The sequence below is a fragment of the Mycobacterium colombiense CECT 3035 genome, assembly GCF_002105755.1.
In the GTDB taxonomy this organism is placed as follows: domain Bacteria; phylum Actinomycetota; class Actinomycetes; order Mycobacteriales; family Mycobacteriaceae; genus Mycobacterium; species Mycobacterium colombiense.
On record NZ_CP020821.1, the window covers coordinates 1,314,169 to 1,330,249 of the forward strand.

The following is a 16,081-nucleotide window of genomic DNA, read 5'->3' on the forward strand; positions in this document are numbered from 1 at the left end:
CCGGGTACAACTAGCCGTCCACCGCGGCCATCGACCGGACGGGTCCCAGGTTCACCGGCAACGACGACCACCCCCGCAGGACGCGGGTTTCGCGCCTGCTTCCGGCACCCGCCGCGCGCACGTCGGGGAAGCGGTCGAAAAACGTGCGCAGTCCGACTTCGCCCTCGGCACGCGCGAGGGCGGCGCCGAGGCAGAAGTGCCTGCCCCCGGAGAACGCGAGATGCCTTCCGGCGTTCTCCCTTTCGATGTCGAAGCGGTGCGGGTCGGGGAAGACGGCGGGATCCCGGTTGGCGGCGGCCAGATACACCAGCACCAAATCGCCACGTTCGAGCTGCCGGCCGGCTATCTCGACGTCGGCCCGCGCCAATCGCGCGGTGAGCTGCACCGGCGATTCCAGCCGCAGGATCTCTTCGACGGCGTTGGGCCACAATTCGGGGCGCCGCCGCAGGGTGTCGAGGTGCTGCGGCGCGTCCAGCAGCATGCGAATCCCGTTGCCCAGCAGGTTCACCGTGGTCTCGAATCCGGCGGCCAACACCAGACCGGCGATCGCCTGCAACTCTTTTTCGTTGAGATACGTTTCCGCAGAGCCGCTTTCGGCGGTCTGGATCAGTTGGCTCATCAGGTTGTCGCTGGGGTCCAGACGCAGCTGCTGCAGGTGCTCGTCAAGCCAGGAGCTGAAGCCGGCGATGCCATCCTGCACGCTGCGGTACTGCCGCCACGGCAATCCGATGTCAAGACTCGGCGCGGCCAGTTCACCGAACTCCAGCACGCGGCGCCGCTCGGCCTCCGGCACCCCGAGGATCTCGCTGATGATCGAAACCGGAAGTTGCGCGCAGTACCGCCGGACGATGTCCACGACACCCAGCTCGCCGGCCAGCCGATCCAACAGCTCGGCGGCAGTCTGCTCCACCCGATCTCGCAGCGCGGCAACCGCTCTGGGGGTGAACACCGCCGATACGGTCTTGCGGTAGCGGGTATGGTCGGGCGGCTCGACCGCCAGTAACGACGGCGCCCGCAGCGGATGCAGAAGGTCGTCGCGGGTCCGGCGCTCCAGCCATCGCAGCGGCGCAGGCAGGTTCGACCCGAAGATCAGCACCCGGAAGTCATCGGACCGCAGCAGCTCGTGAGCGAGCGCGTGATCGGCCGTCAGATAGGCGACTCGGCCCTTCACCAGCTTGCCCCGGGCGCGGACCTCGTCGTAGTAGCGCACCGGGTCGGCGGCCACCGCCGGATCGGCGATCAGCCTGGCCTGAACATCACCGCGCCGGGCCCCGAGCGCCGCGGCTCCGCGGATGAAGCCGTGCATCGCGAACCAGTGCAATCGTTCCTTCACCGGCCCTCCCTCGTTCGGGGTGTCGGTACGAGCCTAGGCCCCGATCGCCTGGAGAGTCAGCACTGCGCGACGATTTTGAAGTCGGTGGTCACCACTTTGTTGGGGTTGCTGCTGTTGATGCCGTACGCGCTGCCGGTGATGGTGTACGCGTCGTTGGTGAGGTCGACGTGCGCGTCTCCCACCCCGCCTTGCCAGAAGCTGCCGGTGAAGCCGTCGACGTTGCGAATCTTCACCCACTGCGGCATCACCCGGTAACCGCTGAGCAGCACCACCGCCTCGACTCCGCCATCGTGGTCCGGGATGTCGATGCTGCGGTACATCTGGTCCTGGTGGCACGCCGGGGGTCGCGTCGTATGGGTGGCGCCGTCGATGGTCAGGCGCGCGGCCCGGCGCGGTGTCGTCTGGGCCGCGCTGCACCCCGCGACGCTCACGACGACCGCCGTCAGGGCCAAAGCGACTGCGAGCAACCGATTTCGCACCAGCCGACCTCCTTATCGTTGCTTCGGCACAAGCCTGGGTAGGGATTTGACGATGCTGCGTCGCACGAATTCCGGGCTCAGGCCTTTGAACAAGTCGATCAGCCGAATGCTCTTCGGCACGTACCAGTGCAACCGCTTCTGATTGTGGTAGGCCTGCCACGCCGTCTCGGCCACGCTGCTCGCCGGCATCAACCGGAGCATGCCCTTCTTGGGCGCGGTGGCCCGTAGTTGCTCGGCTGTCATGGGTGCGGCGCCGTCGTCGGAGTGGTTGGTCGTCGTCGTGAGGATGGCGGTGTCGATCAGACCGGGCAGCACGTCGGCGACGCGCACCCCGTGCCGCTGCCACTCCACGCTCAGGGCCTCGGTGAGCCCTTTGACCGCGTGCTTGGTGGACGAGTAGACGGCCAGGCGCGGCATGCCATAGGTGCCCGAGGAGGACGACGTCGAAAACATCAGGCTGCCAGGGGATTTCTTCAGGTAGGGCAGCGAGGCGTAGGCGCCGGTGAGTACCGCCTTGAAGTTCACGTCGACGACGCGCATCGCGGCGTCGTAAGGCACGTCCTCGAACCAGCCGGATTCGCCGATGCCGGCGTTGTTCCACATCATGTCCAGGCCGCCACCGGCGTTGCCGGCGCAGAAGTCGGCCAGGGCGCCGTCGAGGGCCGCCTTGTCCGTCACATCGACGGCGCGGGTCCACAGCCGATCGGTACCGAGCTCGCCGGCCAGGGCCGCCAGGCCGGCGTCGTTGCGGTCGACCGCGCCCACCCGCCAACCCTTGGCGTGGAACAGCTTTGCTCCCTCGCGGCCCATGCCGCTGCCCGCGCCGGTGATGAAGACCGATTTCACGCGCGTCAGCCCGCCTCGACGACGTCTTTGATGCGGTTCAGCGTCTTGGTCATGTCGCGGATATTGCGGCGCTTGCGCAGAAAGCCGCCGAACAACCAGTACACGCCGAGCCATGGTGCCGGGTTGAGCCGGAACGACTCGGTGACGTCGGTCCCGCCGTCGCTGGGCGCCAGGCGATAATGCCAGTTGTTGACCGGCCTGTCACCGAGCAGCACCGTGAACCCGAATTCGCGGCCCGGTTCACACGCGGTGACCTTGCACGTCGTCCAGTACACCGGGCCCATCTCGTTGCGCTTGACGTGGCCGCGGAATTTGGCACCGAGCGCCGGGCCGGTCGCGTCGCCCAGCCACTCGGCTTCAAAAACCTCCGGGGAGAACTTTCCGGTGTTGCGGACATCTGCGATGAGATCCCAGATCTTGGCCGCAGGCGCCGCCATGTGAACAGTCGCCGAACCTTCCATGGGCTGATCCAAACACAGCAGGGCGCCGGGTCATAGACCGCAGGTGCGTTTCGTCAGTGCGGGACGGCCGCCTGGATCAGGCCGTTGATGATCTGCTTGATGCCCTGCGCCGGGTGCGAGTACCAACCGATCGGCAGCCCGGAATTCGCGCCGCACTTCGGCCAGGCCTCCACGCCCTCTTCGGCGAAAACCCGGTTGGCCACGGCGATTTGCTGCTCCCTGGACGCGGCTGCGGGGTTCCCGACGCCGCCGTAACGGGCCCACGTGCTCGGTTTGAATTGCAGCCCACCGTATTCGCCGTTCCCGGTGTTGGCGTGCCAGTTGCCACCGGATTCGCATTGAGCGATCGCGTCCCAGTTGGGGGTGGGTTCCGCGCTCACCACACCCGCGGACGAAGCCATCGACGCTGCAATGAACCCGCCGACCGCTACGGACTTGACGAGAAGCTTGCAGAGATATTTCATGTCCAGGATTTCGGCGCGTGTGGCCAAAGCGTTACCTATTCGAAAATGGCGTGAGATATGCCATCTATCTGCGGAGATCGCTTTTTTAGCAGGCCAAATCGGACCGTTAGAAATCGGTGAGGAAAAATTAAATTATCGCTGGCAATACGACTGCGTCGCTGATGAGAGGGCCTTTTGGTACAGGCCGTCGAGCCGGCGATCACGGATGACCTCGTTCCGCGCCGCGCCCAGTTGCGCGGCGCATTCCGGAGAGTGCAGCAGGTTCCAGTCGTCCGAAATCTGGGCCACCATCGCCCGGTTGAAGGCGTCGATCGATGAGCGCGAGGCCGACAGGTCCGGCGAATCGCCCGGAGCGCTTGCCGGGTTCAGCTTCCAGTCCGCGAACCGGCTGTATTCGATGGCCTCGGTGGCGCCGATCTGGTCCCCGAAGACCCGGGTGACGTAGTCGCGGTCGACGTGCGCGGCGTCGGCCTCGTCGCCCAGCCTGGCCAACTCCTGCTGGACGCGGACCGGGTCTTCGATGGCGCCGTGCTGATTCCACTTGTAGGCGGCGACCGGCTCGGCAACCTGCAGCCGTTGCGCGGCGGCGTCGACCAAGGGGGTCAGCGGGCTCGCCGGGTCGGCCCGAACCGGTGCCGCGAGCATCGCAAGGCCCACGGTCACCGCGCCACACCGCGCGGCTGCGGTCAGGCGCGGCCGGTGAACGCTGCGGTGCATGACGACGATTCTGGCGTGTCGGTCACCCGCGCCGGGCAGCCGGACCCCTTGACGCACTACTGCGCCTGACGAAGTTGTCAGGCGCAGTAGTGAACGAGCCGGGCGAAGCGCTATCCGCCGCCGCCCTGAGTGGCGCCGAGGGCGCCTTGCAGGTCGGGCTTCATGGCGTTGAGCTGCGCTCCCCAGTACTCCCAGCTGTGCGTGCCGTTGGCGTCGAAGTTGAATACGGCGTTGTGGCCGCCGGCGCCGTTGTAGGCGTCCCGGAACTTCAGGTTGCTGCTGCGCACGAAGTTCTCCAGGAACTCGGCCGGCATGTTCGCCCCACCGAGCTCGGACGGCGTGCCGTTACCGCAGTACACCCAGAGCCGGGTGTTGTTGCCGACCAGCTTCGGGATCTGGATGGTCGGGTCGTTGCGAGCCCAGGCCGGGTCGCTCGACGGCCCCCACATGTCGTTGGCCTTGTAACCGCCGGCGTCTCCCATCGCCAAGCCGATCAGCGACGGGCCCATGCCCTGCGAGGGATCCATCAGGGCCGACAGCGAGCCGGCGTAGACGAACTGCGCCGGGTGGTAGGCGGCCAGGATCAACGCCGAGGAACCGGCCATCGAGATGCCGATCGCTGCGCTTCCGTTGGGCTTCACACTCTTGTTGGACTGCAGGTACTGCGGCAGCTCGCTGGTCAGGAAGGTCTCCCACTTGTACGTCTGGCAACCGGCCTTACCGCACGCCTGGTTGTACCAGTCGCTGTAGAAGCTGGATTGTCCGCCGACCGGCATGACGACCGACAGGCCCGACTGGTAGTACCACTCGAACGCAGGGGTGTTGATGTCCCACCCGTTGTAGTCGTCTTGAGCCCGCAGACCGTCCAGCAGATACACCGCGGGAGAGCCGTTGCCGCCGCTCTGGAACTGGACCTTGATGTTGCGGCCCATGCCCGCGGACGGCACCTGCAGGTACTCGACGGGCAGACCCGGACGCGAAAACGCGTTCGCTGTCGGGGCACCGCCGGCAAGACCGATCAGGCCCGGCAGTGTGGCTGCCGCCGCTGTGCCGACCAAAAGCCGGCGCCCCCAGGCCCGGACCTTCTCGCTCAGATCTGTCATACCTGCCCCTTGTCGATGTGGTCAGTGTGATCGTGGTCTCACAGGAATTTACCGTGTGACTCCGCGAAATGTCGATTGGGACGCGAACGCGTCTCGTTTCGGCATCGCTTTTCACCTCATAATTTCGCCACCCGGCACACCCGGGCGGCGATAGGCCACGCGTACCCGCTCGCCGGGCGGCCCAACCCGTCGCGTCGGAAAGCGCCAGGCAGCGCCGCCCTTGAGGGGTTGTGGGCGCCGCGGGCACCGCGATCGCCACGTTATAGAAGGCACCCAATACGAGCCCGGGATTAGATTTCGGCGCGCACCGCCACCGAACGGCGACGTGTCGCATCTTTGATCGGTTTGAGGCCTCGCCGCCGCGCGCCGACACCCGACGAATATTTGCCCGGCCGATAAATCGGTGTGGAATTTGCCGCAGAACTGCCGCCGCCCACCTCCGCGGGCGCGTCGGCAGCCGCGCCGCCGTTGCGGGCGCCGCCGTGTTCATCTGGCGATTCCCCAGCGATGACTGACCGGGGCAGCCGGACTTGCGCCGACCGCGTAGGCTCTCTCGGAGCAAGCCGACGAAGACCACGCTATCCCGTGTCTGTTCCGGCTCTCACGAATCACCGCGCCTGCGGCTTCATGGTGCGCGTCGGTGCGGCTGAGGGCGTCGGGCGCGGGACCGATTGGGGCATAGATTTTGGACACGGTTCTTGGCCTGTCAGTGACGCCGACCGCCGTTGGTTGGGTGGTCGCCGAAGGACACGGCGCGGACGGCACCATCCTCGATCACCAGGAGCTCGCGCTGCGTGCAGGCCACGGCGTGCGCGCCGTGGGTACCGCGGAGCAGGTAGTGGACGAGGTGTTGCGGGCCGAAACCACTGCGGCCGCAAGCGACCACCGCCTGCGGGTCATCGGAGTCACCTGGACCGACGAAGCATCCGCACAGGCCGCGCTGGTGCTGGAGGCGTTGACCGACGCGGGATTCGACAACGTCGTGCCAATTCGATTCCTGGACGCCGTCGAGACGCTGGCTCAGGCCATCGCGCCCGTCATCGGCTATGAGCAGACGGCGGTCTGCATCCTCGACCACGACGTGACAACCGTCGCCATGGTCGACACGCACGACGGGGAGACCCAGACGGCCACCAAGCACGTGCGCGGCGGCTTCGACGGCCTGACCCGATGGCTTACCGGCATGTTCGAACGCAACGGTTGGCAACCGGGCGGCGTGGTGGTGGTCGGCGGCCATAGCGACATCGACGGGCTCTCCTGGCAACTCGAAAAGACTTTGCCCGTACCGGTTTTCGTGCAGTCGATGGCCCAGGTGACCATTGCGCGCGGCGCCGCGCTGTCCGCGGCCCGCAGCACCGAATTCACCGACGAGCAGTTGGTGGAGCACGTCAGCGAACCCGTTCCGGCACCGGCTCAGAAGCGGCAGTTGTCCTACTCCGGGGCGCTGACCGCGCTGGCGGCCGGAGCCATCACCTTCGTCGGCTCGGTGTCACTCGCGGTGGGGATCCACGTCGGCCCCGCCAGCGCGGCGCCCGCGCCGAAGCACGCTACGCACCCGCCGACGCCGCAGATCGCCGAGGCGGTCACGGCCGTGGCGCCGCTTCCGGCGGCCCCTCCGACGAAGCCGGCGGCTGCGCAGGCCAAGCCGCCTGCCGGAGAACCGGTTTCGCAGCCGAGCCCCCCTGAGGAGCAGCCGGGCACCGGCGGCGACCGGCAGCCGTATCTGACCCGGGTACTGGAGCACATTCCCGGCGACACCGGCGAGCCTGCGGCTGAGGACACCCCGCGCGCAGCGACCGACCCGCAGCCCTGATTTCCCACCGGCGCCGCGCCCGCGGCGTTCAGCTGTTCCGGGCGTGAACCGCGGAGAAGGTCAACGACACCTCGTCGGCGACCTGGACCGAACCCATCAGCAGCGAGTAGGGCTTGATGCCGTAGTCGGACTGGCGGACGGCGGATTCGACTGACATCCGCCACGAGTCCCCGAGATCTTCTGTGCGGACGTCGATCACGTGGCCTCGCGACTTTCCCCGGATGTCCAGCGTGCCGGTCAGGTGGTACCCGCCGTCCGCCTCATCGATGACGTCCGCGGTGTAGCGGATCTCGGGAAATCGACTGGCGGACAACGACTTCAGCGCATTGGTGCGTACCAATGCCTTCTCCGCCCCGGACAGCCCTTTGACACCGCCGTCGCCGCGCAGCACCTCGAACGAATCCGTCTCGACCGCGAGTTGTGCGCTGACGGGCCGAGAACCGGCCCAGCTCACGGTGGCGCGCCAGCGCGTCATCGCGACGGTGAGCCGATGCCCCATCCGTGCCGCCCTACCGGCAACACCGGTGTGCAGCAACAATTCACCGTCAGTCGGACCGATCGTCCACACCGAGTTTTTGTCGGAGGTCACGGACCGAGGGTGTCACATGGTCAAAACGGTGCGGTAGTGCGCCCGACCTTCTTCCAGGGCCGCATAGCCCTCCCTGGCCTGTGACAGCGGAAGTTCCTCGATCCACGCCCGCACGCCGGACAGGACAGCGAAGTGCATCGTGTCTTCGACATCCTTCGCGGTCCCGGAGGGATGGCCGACGATGCTGACGCCCGGCGTAATCAGTTGCACCGGACTGATCGGCAGCGGCTCGGGCGTGACCCCGATGGTGACCAGTTCGCCTTGGGGGAGTATGCCGCCGACCGTGGCGGCCATGGCTTGTGAATTGCCGGCGGTGGCCAGGACGACGGTCGCGCCGCCCAGGTCCTTCAGCGCCTCGGCCGGGTCGCTGGCCGTGGAGTCGATGTAGTGATGGGCGCCCAACTTCCGGGCATCGTCGGCCTTGCCGGTACCGCGGTTGATCGCAATGGTTTCGAAGCCCATCGCCCGGGCGAACTGCACGCCCAGGTGGCCCAGGCCGCCGACACCGAGGATCGCCACCCGGTCACCGGGCAGCGCCTTGGTGTGCCGCAGAGCGTTGTAAGTGGTCACGCCCGCACACCCCATCGGGGCGGCTTCGGCGTCGGAAAGCTCGGCCGGGATTCGCGCCAGCGCGCTCACCGGCACGGTCACCGACTCCGCGTACCCGCCGGGATACTGCCAACTCGGCACCTTGCCGTTCTCGCAGTGAATGAACTGACCCTTACCGCATTGGTTGCAGCGGTGGCAGCATCCGCCGAACCAGCCGACCGCGACGCGATCACCGATCGCGAAATCCTGTACGCCATCGCCGATCTCGGCGACCTTGCCGGCGATCTCATGTCCGGGAGTCAGCGGCCAGGACATGCCCGGGAACCCGCCGTTGACGAAGTGCGCGTCGGTGCCGCAGATGCCGCACGCGGCGACCGTCAGCCGTACCTCGTCGCGACCCGGTGGTTTGGTTTCGGCATCGACCAGCTCCAAAGCTGCGCCTGCGGACGGGACATGGACGGCTCGATGCGTGGGCATGCCCCTAGCTTGTCACCCCTGCGCCTGATGCGCGACAGGGCATTGCTGGGCGCCGTTGGTGTGATAGTCGACCTGCCAGTGCTTGATTCCGTTGAGCCAGCCCGACCGGAGCCGTTCGGGCTTGCCGGCCGATTCCAGATTGGGCATGGCGTCGGCGATCGCGTTGAACATCAGGTCGATTGTCATCCGCGCCAGGTTGGCCCCGAGGCAGTAGTGCGCGCCGGTGCCACCGAAGCCCACGTGCGGGTTGGGATCCCGCAGAATGTTGAAGGTGAACGGGTCGTCGAACACGTCCTCATCGAAATTGGCTGAGCGATAGACCATTACGACCCGTTGGCCCTTCTTGATCTGCACGCCGGACAGCTCGTAGTCCTGCAGCGCGGTCCGCTGGAATGAGGTGACCGGCGTCGCCCAGCGCACGATCTCGTCGGCGGTGGTGACGGGGCGCTCGCGCTTGTAGAGCTCCCACTGATCCGGGAAGTCGGTGAAGGCCATCATGCCCTGGGTGATCGAGTTGCGCGTCGTCTCGTTGCCGGCGACCGCCAGCAGGATCACGAAGAAGCCGAACTCGTCGTCGGAGAGCTTGTGCCCGTCGACGTCGGCCTCGATCAGCTTGGTGACGATGTCATCGCCGGGGTTTTGCTTACGGTCGGCGGCCATCTGCATGGCGTAGGTGATCAGTTCGACCGAGGCGCCCATCGCGTCGTTGCGCGCGAACTCGGGATCCTGGTCGCCCACCATCTCGTTCGACCAGTGGAACAGCTTCATGCGGTCCTCTTGCGGCACCCCCATCAGACCGGCGATCGCCTGCAGGGGCAGCTCGCAGGACACCTGCTCGACGAAGTCGCCGGAACCCTCTGCGGCCGCGGCCGCGACGATGCGTCGGGCGCGCTCGTTCAGGTCATCGCGCAGCAGCTCGACGGCGCGGGGGGTGAACCCGCGGGAGATGATTTTGCGGAGGTGGGTGTGCTGCGGGGCGTCCATGTTGAGCAAGACGAACTTGCCGGTCTCCCGCTGCTCGCGCACCGTGCCCTCTTTGTATCGGGGCAGGGCGGTGTTCTCCAGGCTGGAGAACACGTCGCTGCGCCGCGAGATCTCTTTGACGTCCTTGTGCTTGGACACCACCCAGAAGCCGCCGTCATCGAATCCGCCCACCCCGTCCGGCTGTTCGTTCCACCAGATCGGCGCGGTACGGCGCAGCTCGGCCAGTTCTTCCACCGGGAGCCGCTCGGCGTGGATGTCCGGGTCGGTGAAGTCGAAGCCGGGAGGCAGATTGGGGACCGGCTTGGCGGATGGCTCGACGGTTGGCATGGCCCGCTCCTCGATGACGAAGTGGTCTAGTCGTCCTTGTGCAAGGAAACCACTGCCGCACCTTGGTTGGGAAGCATTGGCGCAAGATCCCCGGGCACGAATTGGAACGTGTTCTTCACCGGCGGTTTCTCACCGCGGGGCGGGTCTACGCCGGCGCTCGCGCCGGTACACCGGAACGGTCTTGTGGCCGGCGGTCCGACCGATATGCTTTGGTGCAGGTCACCGGCGACGACAGGCGGGGTAGGACATGATTCGGGAACTGCTCAGCGCCGCTTCGATAGCGGGCATCACGATCGGCTTGGCGCCGTGCGCGGCCGCCGGCTACGACGGCGACGTACCGGGGATGAACTATCAGGCCTCGCTGGGCGCTCCGTGCGACAACTACGAGAGTTTCATCTTCGGGCGAGGGCCCAGTGGCCAGGCCGAGGCCTGTCACTTCCCGCCGCCCAACCAGTTCCCGGCGGCCACCACCGGATATTGGGTGGCGTCCTACCCGCTGTACGGGGTCCAGCAGCCCGGCGCGAAATGCCCGGGGCCGCAGGCCGCGGCGCAATCGGATCGCGGACTGCCGATGCTGTGCCTGGGCGCCCAAGGGTGGCAAGAGGGATGGTTCACCGGCGCAGGGTTCTTCCCGCCTTCGGGATAACGGCGATGCGCGAACCCACGCCGACCCAAAATCCGATTCCCCGCTGGCTGCGTTTCGTGCTGGCCTCCGATCGCGCCGGGTCGGCGTGATACATCGGCACCGGGTTCTTCTTCGCGCCGGTGCTCGCGATGCTCTCCCCGTGGCCCACCGTCACCGCGGTGCTGTGGGGCGTCATCGCACTGGCCGGGCTGTGGCTGGGACTGCTGGGCATCGCGATGGCCGCCGGGCTGGCGCGAATAATGCGCTCCGGGGCCGAGATTCCCGACGACTACTGGCGTTCGTTGGTGCATTACTAGGCCGCGACGCCGACGAGAAATGGTGCGCGACCCCGTCTAGAGTCGAGGCGACCGCCCTGCGACCAAAGGAGACTCGAGATGGCCTTCAATCCCAAAGATGCAGTCGACGCGGCGAGGGACATCGCGACCAACGCCGTCGAGAAAGCCTCCGACATCGTCGAACACGCCAGCGACATCATCCGCGGCGACCTCGCCGGGGGCGCCAGCGGCATCGTTGCGAATTCGATCGACATCGGCACGTACGCGCTGGACCGGACGAAGGAAGTGTTCACCGGTCGCGACGAAGTCGACGACGTGTAGGGGCGACGCCTCCGCGCTAGACGGAGGCGGCCTCGTTGAGCTCGTCGAGCCGGTTGGTGGCTTCCAGGTACTCCTGCACCCAGCGCTCGATGACCGTTGAGGTCTTCTCCACCTTGGTGAACTGGCCGACCACCTGACCGACGGGGTTGAACGCCACGTCGACGGATTCGTTGGGGTACCTGTTGGTGGCGCGGACGGCCATGCCAGACACCATGTACTGCAACGGCATTCCGAGCGGCTTCGGGTTTTCCGGCGCCTCCCATGCCTCGGTCCAGTCGTTGCGCAGCATGCGCGCCGGCTTGCCGGTGAACGAGCGGCTGCGGACGGTGTCGCGGCTGCCCGCCTTGACGTAGGCCTGCTGCTGGACCGGGGTGTTCGAGGACTCCTCGACCATCAGCCACTGCGATCCGGTCCACGCGCCCTGCGCGCCGAGCGCCAGCGCGGCCGCGATCTGCTCACCGCTGCCGATGCCACCCGCGGCCAGCACCGGAACCGGGGCGACCTCCTTGACGACCTGCGGCCACAGCACGATCGAGCCGACCTCGCCGCAGTGCCCGCCGGCCTCACCGCCCTGGGCGATGATGATGTCGACGCCCGCGTCGGCGTGCTTGCGAGCCTGCGAGGGGGAGCCGCACAGCGCCGCCACCTTGAGCCCCGCGTCGTGGATGTGCTTGATCATCTCGGCCGGCGGGGTGCCCAGCGCGTTGGCGATCATCTTCACCTTCGGGTGCTTGAGCGCCACCTCCACCTGGGGCGTGGCGGTCGCCTCGGTCCAGCCGAGCAGCTGCAGGGTGTCGCCGTCGCTGTCCTCGACCGGCACGCCGTGGTCGGCGAGGATCTTCTTGCCGAAGTCCAGGTGCTCCTGTGGCACCATCTTGCGCAGCGTCTCGGCCAGCTCCTCCGCCGACAGGTGGGAGTCCATGCCCTCGTACTTGTTCGGGATCACGATGTCGACGCCGTAGGGGTGGTCGCCGATGTTCTCGTCGATCCAGTTGAGTTCGATCTCCAGCTGCTCGGGGGTGAAGCCGACCGCTCCGAGCACGCCGAACCCCCCAGCCTTGCTGACCGCCACGACGACGTCGCGGCAGTGGGTGAAGGCGAAAATCGGGAACTCGATCCCGAGTTCGTCGCAGATAGGGGTGTGCATTACAACTCCTAGGAGCTCGCCGAATTGGAACGTGTTCTAGTTTAGTACGTGGCTCACTGACGTGGCCAGCGGGTCCCGGCCTGCGCCTCGTTACTACGGTCCGTCGTGGGTCCGTCGTGCGTGTCAGATCGCGATGCTGGTCGCCACCCACAGGATGAGAAACGTGAGCATGCAGGCGGCGGAGAGCAGATGGTCTCGACAGATCGATCGCGCCAGGCGCGTCTGCTCGGACGGGCTGTCCGTGCGACGCCCGAGTTGTTTCGCATCGGGAACGGTGTGCGTCAACGCCAACATGGTCGGAATGCCGGCAATCGGGGCCGAGGTCACCAGCAGCCAGCCCGGGTCGTGTCCACGCGCGGCCTGCAGGACGAGCACCCCCAGCAACGTCAACATGACGACCGCGATCAGGCGGTTCATCGGCCGCGACGTGGTGGTCGCGCGGTGGTAGTACGCCGCGATGGACGCGAGCACGGGCTCGGGAAGTTCGGTCGGCGCCTTCCGGTAGCGGAGAACCTGGACGTCGAAAATCAAGTCCATCCACAAGACGGCGAACAGGAACCCGCCGCAGGCCATGAGCAACGAGGCCATGGCTCTCACCCACCTCTGATCCATCCCGGGCGGCGTGCCGCGACGCGGTCGCCACTTGGACCCATTGTTCTCGGCAGCGCAAGGGGCATCGGGGGCCGGCAAAGCCTCGGGCCACTCCTCGCGATTCGCATGCGGAACGCCGATCGTAAGCCTAGGGTCGGCGAATGAACTGGATGACGCTGGTGATGAATGCCGTCGTACCGCTTGCATCCGTGATTTCGAGCGCAACCGTCGCGATCTGGACGAAGCGCATCGACGCCAAGAACAAGGCCGAAGACCGCCGCCACGAACGTGTGCTCGACTTCGAGAAGCGGGCGGCCGAGGACAAGAAGGCCGTATTGAAGTCGCTGATCTCCGCGACGATCTACGTCAAACGCGCGGCGCAGTACGAAGGCGTCGGCACCGCCGAGGAGGTCGCGAGCCAGCGGCGCGCCGAGGCCATCCGTGAGCTCTACGACTTCCGTATGCGCCTGGGCCTGGACGACGGCGTGGCCGAGCTGTTGGTCTACGCCGCGCCACCGGTGCGCGACCTGGTCAGCCTGCTACTCGACGAGTGGGATCGGCAGTTCCGCGAGCACGGCTACTCACTCACTCAATTGGATTCGTGCAAACGGCAATTGGCGCAGAGCACGGCCTGCCCCGCCCCCCGCGAGGACGTGACCGTGTATTACGAGGGCGAGCTCAAGTGGTCGGAGCTGAGGAAGGTGGAGACGGTCTGGCTGGACAGGTTGGGCAGGGAATCGGATCTCGATCTCGAAGCACTCGTGGACCTGTGCGATCGCACCCTGGAGGCCGCGCACAAGGACTTGCGGGGCGGATACGGGCTCGAGTAACGCGGCGCCCATCACGCAGCGACGCCTTCCACCGTTGATGCGGGCGACGAGGCCGGCGAGCCGTGGCCCCGGATCCCTTGATCCGGCGCCGAGCGACCGGGTACCGTAGTGCTGCCAATTACGAAACTCTGCGTAGCGTAATTGGCTGCCACGCCACACGGAGAGGATCCCTTGATGCGCAGCCGCTACGCGGGCGATCCCTTCACCACATCCACACCCGAGATCGCCGCCGCGCTAAAGGATGTCAGCATCCCTACGATGTTGCTCTCACTCGTCCACATCACCGGCGATCCCAGATTCATCCGCGACTTCAAGCAGATGGGCATCTTCCTCAACGAGGTACAGGGATTCATGTCGGAGGAGGATAAGGCGCGCGCCCGCGCGGAAGCCCTGACGGTGATCACGCAGTACCGGGACCGCGGTTGCCCCGAACCGCCGCCGCTGCGCCCGGAACTCATCAGGGAGATGATGGATTGGGCGGCGTGCGAGCACGTTCCGGACGACTACCTGCCGCTGGTCGCCGAGGAACTCGACCTCGACGGTGCCGACCCCCGGCGACCCGCCGCATTACCGGCCGGGCGCGCCGCCGAGCTTCCGGTCCTGGTCATCGGGTGCGGCGAATCCGGCATCCTGGCCGGCGTCCGCCTCAAGCAGGCCAACATCCCGTTCACCATCGTGGAGAAGAACGCGGGGCCCGGCGGAACATGGTGGGAGAACAGGTATCCCGGCGCCCGGGTGGACGTGGCGAATCATTTCTATTGCTACAGCTTCGAGCCCAACAACGACTGGACGCACTTCTTCGCCGAGCAATACGAGCTGCAGGACTATTTCACCAAGGTCATCGACACACACCACCTGGGTGAGCACGTGCGGTGGCGGACCGAGGCCGTGGCGGCCGAGTGGAACGACGACGACGGCACCTGGAGCGTGTCGCTGCGTTCGGCCGACGGCGCGACGACCGACGTGCGGGCACGTGCGCTCATCACCGCGGTGGGTCAGCTGAACCGTCCCAACATTCCGGCTTTCGACGGGGCGGACACGTTCCAGGGACCGTCTTTTCACTCGGCGGCCTGGGACCATTCCGTGGACCTGACGGGTAAGCGGGTCGCGCTGGTCGGCGCGGGCGCCAGCGGCTTCCAGATCGCCCCGGCGATCGCCGGGGACGTCGAGCAGTTGACCGTGTTCCAGCGGACCGCGCAGTGGATGTTCCCCAATCCGATGTATCACGACGAGGTCGGCGACGGGGTGCGCTGGGCGATGCGCCACCTTCCGTTCTACGGGCGGTGGTATCGCTTCCTGGTGCTCTGGCCCGGTTCGGACAAAGGCCTCGACGCCGCCGAAGGCGACCCGGGCTACGCCGACCAGGATCACGCCGTCAGCGACATCAACGCCGCCGCGCACATGATGTTCTCGCAATGGATCACCAGCCAGGTCAGCGCCGACTCGGAGTTGCTGGCCAAGGTGATGCCGGACTATCCCGCGTGCGGCAAACGGACCCTGCAGGACAACGGCAGCTGGCTGCGGACGCTGCAGCGCGGCAACGTCGAACTGGTTCGCACACCCATCGCCGAGATCACGCCGCACGGCATCGTCACGGATGACGGCGTGACGCACGACGCCGATGTCATCGTGTACGCCACCGGGTTTCGGCACACCGAGGTGCTGTGGCCGCTGAAGGTCACCGGCCGAGACGGGACCGACCTGCACGAGATGTGGGGGAGCCGGCCCTATGCCTACCTCGGGATCACCGTCCCGCAATTCCCGAACTTCTTCGTCGTCTACGGCCCGGGAACGCACCTCGCGCACGGCGGCAGCCTGATCTTCCAGTCCGAACTGCAGATGCGCTACGTCGACCAGTGCCTGGCGCGACTGGCCGAGCCCGGTGTGTACTCCCTGGAACCCAGGCCCGAGGCCGCCGCGGACTGGCATCGGCGGACGCAGAGCCAGATCAAGAAGATGGTGTGGTCACATCCGGCGGTCAAGCATTCGTATTTCAAGAACGCCGACGGGGAGATCCACACCGTGAGCCCATGGCGGCTCAACGAATACTGGTCGGCGGTGCGCGAGCCCGACTGGTCACAATTCTTCGTGCGAACGAAAGATTCAGCGCAACAAGGAAAGTGAGCACA

Annotated in this window: 18 protein-coding genes; 6 read left to right on the top strand and 12 right to left on the bottom strand. The window is 66.7% G+C overall.

What is annotated here, in order from left to right:
• Positions 1–10: 10 nt before the first annotated feature.
• From B9D87_RS06075 to ag85B, 7 genes are all read right to left on the bottom strand, one after another.
• Positions 11–1,333: a cytochrome P450 gene (locus tag B9D87_RS06075; RefSeq protein ID WP_007771273.1), complete on the bottom strand. Its 1,323-nt coding sequence runs from the start codon at positions 1,331–1,333 to the stop codon at positions 11–13.
• Positions 1,334–1,389: 56 nt separating this feature from the next.
• Positions 1,390–1,812 carry a lipoprotein LpqH gene (locus B9D87_RS06080; protein WP_007771272.1) on the bottom strand — a complete coding sequence of 141 codons (423 nt, stop codon included), beginning with the start codon at positions 1,810–1,812 and terminating at the stop codon, positions 1,390–1,392.
• A gap of 12 nt (positions 1,813–1,824) precedes the next feature.
• Positions 1,825–2,658 carry an SDR family oxidoreductase gene (locus B9D87_RS06085; protein ID WP_007771271.1) on the bottom strand — a complete coding sequence of 278 codons (834 nt, stop codon included), beginning with the start codon at positions 2,656–2,658 and terminating at the stop codon, positions 1,825–1,827.
• A gap of 5 nt (positions 2,659–2,663) precedes the next feature.
• Entirely contained in the window at positions 2,664–3,137 is a 474-nt protein-coding gene (locus tag B9D87_RS06090) for an SRPBCC family protein (RefSeq protein ID WP_174320916.1), read from the bottom strand.
• 35 nt (positions 3,138–3,172) lie between these two features.
• Positions 3,173–3,610: a resuscitation-promoting factor RpfC gene (gene rpfC, locus B9D87_RS06095; RefSeq protein WP_007771269.1), complete on the bottom strand. Its 438-nt coding sequence runs from the start codon at positions 3,608–3,610 to the stop codon at positions 3,173–3,175.
• Positions 3,611–3,715: 105 nt separating this feature from the next.
• Entirely contained in the window at positions 3,716–4,300 is a 585-nt protein-coding gene (locus B9D87_RS06100) for a chorismate mutase (protein ID WP_007771268.1), read from the bottom strand.
• Positions 4,301–4,410: 110 nt separating this feature from the next.
• Entirely contained in the window at positions 4,411–5,403 is a 993-nt protein-coding gene (gene ag85B, locus B9D87_RS06105) for a diacylglycerol acyltransferase/mycolyltransferase Ag85B (protein WP_007771267.1), read from the bottom strand.
• Between the two features lie 685 nt (positions 5,404–6,088).
• On the opposite strand from ag85B, the gene B9D87_RS06110 reads away from it, so the two are divergent.
• Positions 6,089–7,216, top strand: a complete 1,128-nt coding sequence (locus B9D87_RS06110; RefSeq protein ID WP_040629853.1) for a DUF7159 family protein — start codon at positions 6,089–6,091, stop codon at positions 7,214–7,216.
• 28 nt (positions 7,217–7,244) lie between these two features.
• On the opposite strand, the gene B9D87_RS06115 is transcribed toward B9D87_RS06110, so the two are convergent.
• The 3 genes from B9D87_RS06115 to B9D87_RS06125 are packed head-to-tail and all read right to left on the bottom strand — an operon-like array spanning position 7,245 to position 10,142.
• The gene (locus B9D87_RS06115; RefSeq protein WP_007771265.1) at positions 7,245–7,805 is read right to left on the bottom strand and encodes a YceI family protein; all 561 of its coding nucleotides are present in this window, start codon (positions 7,803–7,805) and stop codon (positions 7,245–7,247) included.
• Between the two features lie 12 nt (positions 7,806–7,817).
• A complete protein-coding gene (locus tag B9D87_RS06120) occupies positions 7,818–8,831 on the bottom strand; it encodes an alcohol dehydrogenase catalytic domain-containing protein (RefSeq protein ID WP_007771264.1) in 1,014 nt (337 codons plus the stop codon).
• Positions 8,832–8,843: 12 nt separating this feature from the next.
• Positions 8,844–10,142, bottom strand: coding sequence for a cytochrome P450 (locus B9D87_RS06125; RefSeq protein WP_007771263.1), 1,299 nt, complete (start codon positions 10,140–10,142; stop codon positions 8,844–8,846).
• Positions 10,143–10,389: 247 nt separating this feature from the next.
• On the opposite strand from B9D87_RS06125, the gene B9D87_RS06130 reads away from it, so the two are divergent.
• The 3 genes from B9D87_RS06130 (at position 10,390) to B9D87_RS06140 (ending at position 11,384) form a co-directional block, all read left to right on the top strand.
• Positions 10,390–10,788, top strand: a complete 399-nt coding sequence (locus B9D87_RS06130; RefSeq protein WP_007771261.1) for a hypothetical protein — start codon at positions 10,390–10,392, stop codon at positions 10,786–10,788.
• 92 nt (positions 10,789–10,880) lie between these two features.
• Complete coding sequence (locus B9D87_RS06135; protein ID WP_238553439.1) at positions 10,881–11,084, top strand: hypothetical protein; 204 nt, start codon at positions 10,881–10,883, stop codon at positions 11,082–11,084.
• Positions 11,085–11,162: 78 nt separating this feature from the next.
• Positions 11,163–11,384, top strand: coding sequence for an Rv1893 family protein (locus B9D87_RS06140; RefSeq protein ID WP_007771257.1), 222 nt, complete (start codon positions 11,163–11,165; stop codon positions 11,382–11,384).
• A gap of 16 nt (positions 11,385–11,400) precedes the next feature.
• Here the strand turns inward: B9D87_RS06140 and B9D87_RS06145 are convergent, their stop codons facing one another.
• Together B9D87_RS06145 and B9D87_RS06150 are read right to left on the bottom strand one after the other, a co-directional pair.
• Positions 11,401–12,531 carry a nitronate monooxygenase gene (locus B9D87_RS06145; protein WP_007771255.1) on the bottom strand — a complete coding sequence of 377 codons (1,131 nt, stop codon included), beginning with the start codon at positions 12,529–12,531 and terminating at the stop codon, positions 11,401–11,403.
• Positions 12,532–12,654: 123 nt separating this feature from the next.
• A complete protein-coding gene (locus B9D87_RS06150; RefSeq protein WP_007771254.1) occupies positions 12,655–13,119 on the bottom strand; it encodes a hypothetical protein in 465 nt (154 codons plus the stop codon).
• Between the two features lie 164 nt (positions 13,120–13,283).
• Here B9D87_RS06150 and B9D87_RS06155 point away from each other — a divergent pair, with 164 nt between their 5' ends.
• Positions 13,284–13,952: a hypothetical protein gene (locus tag B9D87_RS06155; protein WP_101896835.1), complete on the top strand. Its 669-nt coding sequence runs from the start codon at positions 13,284–13,286 to the stop codon at positions 13,950–13,952.
• 174 nt (positions 13,953–14,126) lie between these two features.
• Positions 14,127–16,076, top strand: a complete 1,950-nt coding sequence (locus B9D87_RS06160) for a flavin-containing monooxygenase (protein ID WP_007771252.1) — start codon at positions 14,127–14,129, stop codon at positions 16,074–16,076.
• The last annotated feature ends 5 nt before the right edge of the window (positions 16,077–16,081 follow it).

Excerpts from the sequence above, each read along its gene's own strand:
- B9D87_RS06100 (WP_007771268.1), bottom strand. The coding sequence starts at position 4,300 with ATGCACCGCAGCGTTCACCGGCCGCGCCTGACCGCAGCCGCGCGGTGT.
- B9D87_RS06150 (WP_007771254.1), bottom strand. The coding sequence starts at position 13,119 with ATGGCCTCGTTGCTCATGGCCTGCGGCGGGTTCCTGTTCGCCGTCTTG.
- B9D87_RS06160 (WP_007771252.1), top strand. The coding sequence starts at position 14,127 with ATGCGCAGCCGCTACGCGGGCGATCCCTTCACCACATCCACACCCGAG.
- B9D87_RS06145 (WP_007771255.1), bottom strand. The coding sequence starts at position 12,531 with ATGCACACCCCTATCTGCGACGAACTCGGGATCGAGTTCCCGATTTTC.
- B9D87_RS06140 (WP_007771257.1), top strand. The coding sequence starts at position 11,163 with ATGGCCTTCAATCCCAAAGATGCAGTCGACGCGGCGAGGGACATCGCG.
- B9D87_RS06125 (WP_007771263.1), bottom strand. The coding sequence starts at position 10,142 with ATGCCAACCGTCGAGCCATCCGCCAAGCCGGTCCCCAATCTGCCTCCC.
- B9D87_RS06120 (WP_007771264.1), bottom strand. The coding sequence starts at position 8,831 with ATGCCCACGCATCGAGCCGTCCATGTCCCGTCCGCAGGCGCAGCTTTG.
- ag85B (WP_007771267.1), bottom strand. The coding sequence starts at position 5,403 with ATGACAGATCTGAGCGAGAAGGTCCGGGCCTGGGGGCGCCGGCTTTTG.
- B9D87_RS06130 (WP_007771261.1), top strand. The coding sequence starts at position 10,390 with ATGATTCGGGAACTGCTCAGCGCCGCTTCGATAGCGGGCATCACGATC.
- B9D87_RS06155 (WP_101896835.1), top strand. The coding sequence starts at position 13,284 with ATGAACTGGATGACGCTGGTGATGAATGCCGTCGTACCGCTTGCATCC.